Origin of the sequence: Plasticicumulans sp. (assembly GCF_035331805.1) — a bacterium.
Lineage (GTDB): Bacteria > Pseudomonadota > Gammaproteobacteria > Competibacterales > Competibacteraceae > Plasticicumulans.
In genome coordinates this window covers 1-6,164 of sequence record NZ_DAOLKE010000214.1, presented here as the reverse complement: position 1 = coordinate 6,164, position 6,164 = coordinate 1, and the positions used below count along the sequence as shown (strand labels likewise).

At 69.8% G+C, this 6,164-nt stretch carries 4 protein-coding genes; all 4 read right to left on the bottom strand.

Going from position 1 to position 6,164, the window contains the following annotated elements; translation table 11 throughout:
* Positions 1 to 494, bottom strand: a 494-nt coding sequence (gene mutT, locus PKE44_RS13605; RefSeq protein WP_324552091.1) for an 8-oxo-dGTP diphosphatase MutT, incomplete at its 3' end; no start/stop codon positions are given.
* Positions 495 to 526: 32 nt separating this feature from the next.
* Positions 527 to 1,756, bottom strand: a complete 1,230-nt coding sequence (gene argJ, locus PKE44_RS13600; RefSeq protein ID WP_324552089.1) for a bifunctional glutamate N-acetyltransferase/amino-acid acetyltransferase ArgJ — start codon at positions 1,754 to 1,756, stop codon at positions 527 to 529.
* 103 nt (positions 1,757 to 1,859) lie between these two features.
* Positions 1,860 to 4,583 carry a preprotein translocase subunit SecA gene (gene secA / locus PKE44_RS13595; protein ID WP_324552087.1) on the bottom strand — a complete coding sequence of 908 codons (2,724 nt, stop codon included), beginning with the start codon at positions 4,581 to 4,583 and terminating at the stop codon, positions 1,860 to 1,862.
* 196 nt (positions 4,584 to 4,779) lie between these two features.
* Positions 4,780 to 5,691: a UDP-3-O-acyl-N-acetylglucosamine deacetylase gene (lpxC, locus tag PKE44_RS13590; protein ID WP_324552085.1), complete on the bottom strand. Its 912-nt coding sequence runs from the start codon at positions 5,689 to 5,691 to the stop codon at positions 4,780 to 4,782.
* Positions 5,692 to 6,164: the final 473 nt, after the last annotated feature.

Below are 6,164 nucleotides of genomic sequence, written 5' to 3'. Positions count from 1 at the left end.
GGCAGCGCCTTCGCGCGCAGCTGCACGAGCCGCACGCCGCGCGCGAGGGCCGCATCGAGCCGGGCGAGAAAGACCTCCGGCTCCTGCGCCGGCTCGCCGGTCACGAGGTACATCGGCGGCAGACGCAGCGCCGCGAGCACCGGCACGTCGGCCGCCGGAAACGCGACCGGGTCGAGCGCCTGCGGATCGCACCAGGCGAGCGGCTGGCCTTCACGGCCGTGCGGCACGCCGCTCCAGTCCTCGATGCGCCAGACATCGAGGCGCACGGTCTTGTCGGCGTAGGCGTGCTCGACCGCGATCAGCGGCCGGGCGCGACGCACGACGATGCCGAGTTCCTCGTGCAGCTCGCGCGCGAGCGCGGCCTGCACGCTTTCACCGGCTTCGAGCTTGCCGCCCGGAAACTCCCACAGCCCGCCCTGATGCGCGCGCGCCGGGCGCTGCGCGATCAGCACGCGCCCGGCGCGATCGACCAGCGCGCCGGCGGCGACGTGCACGCATCCGCGGACGGAGCCGCTGACCCCTGCGCTCAAGAACGGTACTCGGCGTTGATCTTCACGTAGTCGTACGAGAAGTCGCAGGTCCAGACGCGATCGCGGGCGCTGCCGCGACCGAGCTCGACGCGGATCGTGATCTCGGCCTCGGCCATCGCCGCAGCGGCCTCGGCCTCGACGTAGCCGGCGGCACGCCCGCCGTGCTCGGCGACCAGCACCGGTCCGAGCCACAGGCGCAGCGCGCTGACGTCGAGATCGTCGATGCCGGCATAGCCGATCGCCGCGAGCAGGCGGCCGAGGTTCGGGTCGGACGCGAACAGCGCCGTCTTCACCAGCGGCGAATGGGCGATGGCCTTGCCGATGCGCACGCATTCGCGGCGGTCCCGCCCGCCATCGACCTCGATGGTCACGAACTTGGTCGCGCCTTCGCCGTCGCGCGCCAGCGCCTGCGCCAGCTCGACCGCCACCTCGCGGATCGCGGCTTCGAGCACGGCGAGGCGCGGGTCGGCCTCGCTCGCGATCTCGGCGATGCCGGCCGTGCCGGCGGCGATCAGCACGAAGGAATCGTTGGTCGAGGTGTCGCCGTCGACGGTGACGCGGTTGAAGGAATCGTCGGCGACGCGCCTGAGCAGCGCATCGAGCAGCGGCTGCGCCACCGCCGCGTCGGTGGCCACGAAGCCGAGCATCGTCGCCATGTCCGGATGGATCATGCCGGCGCCCTTGGCGATGCCGGTGACGCTCACCGGGCGGCCGTCGAGTTCGAGCGTGCGCGAGCTGCCCTTGGCCACCGTGTCGGTGGTCATGATCGCAGCGGCGGCGTCCTCCCAGCCGTTGCCGCGGGCATCGGCGAGACAGGCCGGCAGGCCGGCGGCGATGCGCTCGACCGGCAGCGGCTCCATGATCACGCCGGTCGAGAACGGCAGGATCTGCGCGGGTGCGCAGCCGAGCCGCCCGGCCAGTTCCGCGCAGACGGCCTGCGCGCGCGCGAGGCCGTCGTCGCCGGTGCCGGCATTGGCGATGCCGGTGTTGACGACCAGCGCACGGATCGGCGCGCCGGCGGCCAGATGCGCGCGGCAGAGCTGCACCGGCGCCGCACAGAAGCGGTTCTGCGTGAACACGCCGGCGACGCGCGCACCGTCCGGCAGCGTCATGACCATCACGTCCTTGCGGTCCGGCTTGCGCACGTGCGCGGCGGTGACGCCGAGCGTGACGCCGGCGATGGCTTTCAGGCTGCCCGGTGCGGGCGGGTTCAGGTTCACCGGCATGGCGGTTCTCCGCGGATCGGCATCGGAAAGGGCATCGGAACGGGATATCGGATCCCGGCGGGCACGACGCGCGGTCGTGCCCGCCGGCCACGGCGGCGGAGGCTCAGGCGAGCTGGCCGTGGCAGTGCTTGTACTTCTTGCCGGAACCGCAGGGGCAGGGGTCGTTGCGTCCGACCTTGCGGTCCTCGCGCACGAAGGGCGTGTGCGCGGCGCGATCGGCGGCGGCGGCACGGGCCGTGGCCTCGGCTTCCTCGTCCTCGCCTTCGGCGAGCGCCGAGACCTCGGCGTGCTCGAAGTGCAGCTCGGCATCGGCCGGCGCGTGGTGCTCGGGCAGCGGCGGGGCTTCCTGCTGGAACTGCACGCGCAGCAGGAAGCTGATCACGTCGTGCTGGATGCGTTCGAGCATGGCCTCGAACATCTCGAAGGCTTCGCGCTTGTATTCCTGCTTCGGGTTCTTCTGCGCGAAACCGCGCAGGTGGATGCCCTGACGCAGGTAATCCATCGCCGCCAGATGCTCCTTCCAGTGGTTGTCGAGCACCTGCAGCAGCACGTCCTTCTCGAAGCGGCGCAGGAACTCGGCGCGCACCAGCGCTTCCTTGTCGTCATAGGCGCTGTCGGCCGCCGCCAGCACGCGCTCGCGCAGGTTTTCCTCGATCAGGTTCGGCTCGGCCTCCAGCCAGCTGCGCAGCGCCAGCGTCAGGCCGAAGTCGGTTTCGAGCGCGGCTTCGAGGCCGGGCAGATCCCACATCTCGTCGAGACTGCCCGGCGGCACGAAGCCGGCGAACACGCGGCCGAGCACCGTGTGGCGCATCGAGCGCACGGCCTCGGCGATGTCCTCGGCGGCGAGCAGCTCGTTGCGCTGCGCGTAGACGACCTTGCGCTGCTCGTTGGCCACGTCGTCGTATTCGAGCAGCTGTTTGCGGATGTCGAAGTTGTGCGCCTCGACCTTGCGCTGGGCGTTCTCGATCGCGCGCGTGACCCACGGATGCTCGATCGCCTCGCCTTCCTTCATGCCGAGCTTCTGCATCAGGCCCGAGACGCGCTCGGACGCGAAGATGCGCATCAGGCTGTCTTCGAGCGACAGGTAGAAGCGCGAGGAACCCGGATCGCCCTGACGGCCGGAGCGGCCGCGCAGCTGGTTGTCGATGCGCCGCGACTCGTGGCGCTCGGTGCCGACGATGTGCAGGCCGCCGGCGGCGACCACGGCGTCGTGGCGCTGCTGCCAGTCGGCACGCACCGCCTCGCGGGCCGCCTCGTCGGCCTCGGGATCGAGCGCGTCGAGTTCGGCCGAGAGGTTGCCGCCGAGCACGATGTCGGTGCCGCGGCCGGCCATGTTGGTGGCGATCGTGACGGTGCCGGGCCGGCCGGCCTGCGCGACGATCTCGGCCTCGCGCTCGTGCTGCTTGGCGTTGAGCACCGAGTGCGGCACGCCGTCCCTGGTCAGCATCTGGCTCAGCAGCTCCGAAACCTCGATCGAGGTCGTGCCGACCAGCGCCGGCTGGCCGCGCTGGACGCAGTCCTTGATGTCCTCGGCGACCGCGACGTACTTCTCGCGCTGGGTCAGGAACACCAGGTCGCCGTGATCCTTGCGCACCATCGGCCGGTGCGTCGGCACGACCAGCACTTCGAGCCCGTAGATCTGCTGGAACTCGTAGGCCTCGGTGTCGGCGGTGCCGGTCATGCCGGCGAGCTTGCGGTACAGCCGGAACAGGTTCTGGAAGGTGATCGACGCGAGCGTCTGGTTCTCGGCCTGGATCGCGACGCCCTCCTTGGCCTCGATCGCCTGGTGCAGGCCGTCGGACCAGCGCCGGCCCGGCATCGTGCGGCCGGTGAACTCGTCGACGATGACCACCTGGCCGGCGCGCACGATGTAGGCGACATCGCGCTGGTAGAGCTTGTGTGCGCGCAGGCAGGCGTTGAGGTGGTGGAACAGCGTCAGGTTGGTGGCGTCGTAGAGGCTCTCGCCGTCGCGCAGCAGCCCGGCCTCGACCATCAGCGTCTCGACCTTCTCGTGACCTTCCTCGGTCAGGTAGACCTGCTTGACCTTCTCGTCGACCGAGAAGTCACCGGGCCCGTCCTCGGCTTCCTGCGCCACCAGCCGCGGGATCAGCGCGTTGACGCGCTTGTAGATGTCGGCGCTCTCCTCGGCCGGACCCGAGATGATCAGCGGCGTGCGCGCCTCGTCGATCAGGATCGAGTCGACCTCGTCGACGATCGCGAAGTTGAAGGCGCGCTGCACCTTCTGCTCCAGCGAGAACGCCATGTTGTCGCGCAGGTAGTCGAAGCCGAACTCGTTGTTGGTGCCGTAGGTGATGTCGGCGGCGTAGGCGGCGCGCTTCTCGGCCGCGTCCATGCCGCCGAGGATGCAGCCGGTGCTGAGGCCGAGGAAGCCGAACAGCCGTCCCATCTGCGTCGCGTCGCGGCGCGCGAGGTAGTCGTTGACGGTGACGATGTGCACGCCCCTGCCTTCGAGCGCGTTCAGGTAGGCCGGCAGCGTCGCGGTCAGGGTCTTGCCCTCGCCGGTGCGCATCTCGGTGATCTTGCCCTGATGCAGCACCATGCCGCCGATGCACTGCACGTCGAACGGCCGCAGGCCGAGCACGCGCTTCGCGGCCTCGCGCACGACGGCAAAGGCTTCGGGCAGCAGCGCGTCGAGCGTCGTGCCACCCGCCAGCCGCGAGCGGAATTCATCGGTCTTCGCCCGCAGGCCGGCATCGTCGAGCGCCGAGATCGCCGGCTCCAGCGCGGTGATTTTGGCGACCTGGGCGCGCATGCGGGTGACCGCGCGATCGTTGCGGCTGCCGAACAGCAGCTTCATCAGATTCATGACTGAGCCTTTGGCTGAAACGCGCGCCTGCACGCGGCGAGGCGCCGGATGATACCCGATGCCGCGCACCTGCGTGCCCGGCCCCGGCCGGGCTGCATTACGGTGGTGCAGGCCGGCCGGATGCAAAACGGGCGCCGTCCGCGCTCTGCGCGAACGGCGCCCGTGCAGGCGCAGACAGCTGGCTACGCGCTTCGGCTCAGCGGGCGACCTGCGCCGGCTGCAGGAACGAGATCGGCGCGTGGCGCTCCTCGTAGGTGACTTCTTCCCAGGCCTCGCGGTCGGCGAGCAGCGCGCGCAGCAGCGCGTTGTTGAGGCCGTGACCGGACTTGTAGCCCTCGAAGGCGCCGATCAGGCTGTGGCCGAGCAGGTAGAGATCCCCGATCGCGTCGAGGATCTTGTGCTTGACGAACTCGTCCTCGTAGCGCAGGCCGTCCTCGTTGAGGATGCGGTACTCGTCGACGACGATGGCGTTGTCGAGGCTGCCGCCGAGCGCGAGGTTGCGCTCCCGCAGGTATTCGATCTCGTGCATGAAGCCGAAGGTGCGGGCGCGCGAGACTTCCTTGACGAAGGAAGTGGTCGAGAAGTCGATCTCGGCCTGCTGCGCACGGTTGCGGAACACCGGGTGATCGAAGTCGATCGTGAACCTGACCTTGAAGCCGTCGAACGGCCGGAAGCGCGCCCACTTGTCGCCGTCACGCACCTCGACGGTCTTGCGGATGCGGATGAAGCGCTTCGGTGCGGCCTGCTCCTCGATGCCCGCCGACTGCAGCAGGAACACGAACGGACCGGCGCTGCCATCCATGATCGGCACTTCCGGCGCACTCACGTCGACGACGGCGTTGTCGATGCCGAGGCCGGCGAAGGCCGACAGCAGGTGCTCGACCGTCGAGACGCGCACGTCGCCACGCACCAGCGTCGTCGACAGCTGGGTGTCGCCGACATTCTCGGGCTGCGCGTAGATCTCGACCGGCGCGTGCAGGTCGACGCGGCGGAAGGTGATGCCGGCATCCGGCGGCGCCGGGCGCAGCGTCAGATAGACCTTCTCGCCGGTGTGCAGGCCGACGCCGGTGGCGCGGATGACGTTCTTGAGCGTGCGCTGCCTGATCATGGGATACCCCGACATGTCACAGCCGGTTGGGGACCGGGCCGGCACCGACGAGGGGCGTACGTTGCGGACCGGACGGTTGGATGACTGACTGGCGCTTAGTATGAACTGCGCAACAGCATGTGTCATTGTGCGGGGCACAAAAACAACAATCAAGTGCCATGCGTGGTGGTTTGGTCACACGCTTGTCACCGGTGGTTCACGGCTGTTGCGACTTCACTACGTGGCCGGAGTGGCCCGGAGCGGCCCGGAAACGACAAAGCCGCCGCACGGGACCGGGAGACGGTCGGTACCGTGCGGCAGCCGCAGAGGCGCGAGGCCGGGCGGGGCGCTCGCGTGCGAAACGGGTGCAGCCCTCAGTCGGCCTGACGGCGCAGGAAGGCCGGGATGTCGAGGTATTCGAGATCCTGCTCGCTGCGCTCGCCGCACGGGACCGGGAGACGGTCGGTACCGTGCGGCAGCCGCAGAGGCGCGAG

What these genes read in the sequence shown, in the direction of transcription:
- argJ (WP_324552089.1), bottom strand. Translation starts at nt 1,756, where the DNA reads ATGCCGGTGAACCTGAACCCGCCCGCACCGGGCAGCCTGAAAGCCATC.
- lpxC (WP_324552085.1), bottom strand. Translation starts at nt 5,691, where the DNA reads ATGATCAGGCAGCGCACGCTCAAGAACGTCATCCGCGCCACCGGCGTC.
- secA (WP_324552087.1), bottom strand. Translation starts at nt 4,583, where the DNA reads ATGAATCTGATGAAGCTGCTGTTCGGCAGCCGCAACGATCGCGCGGTC.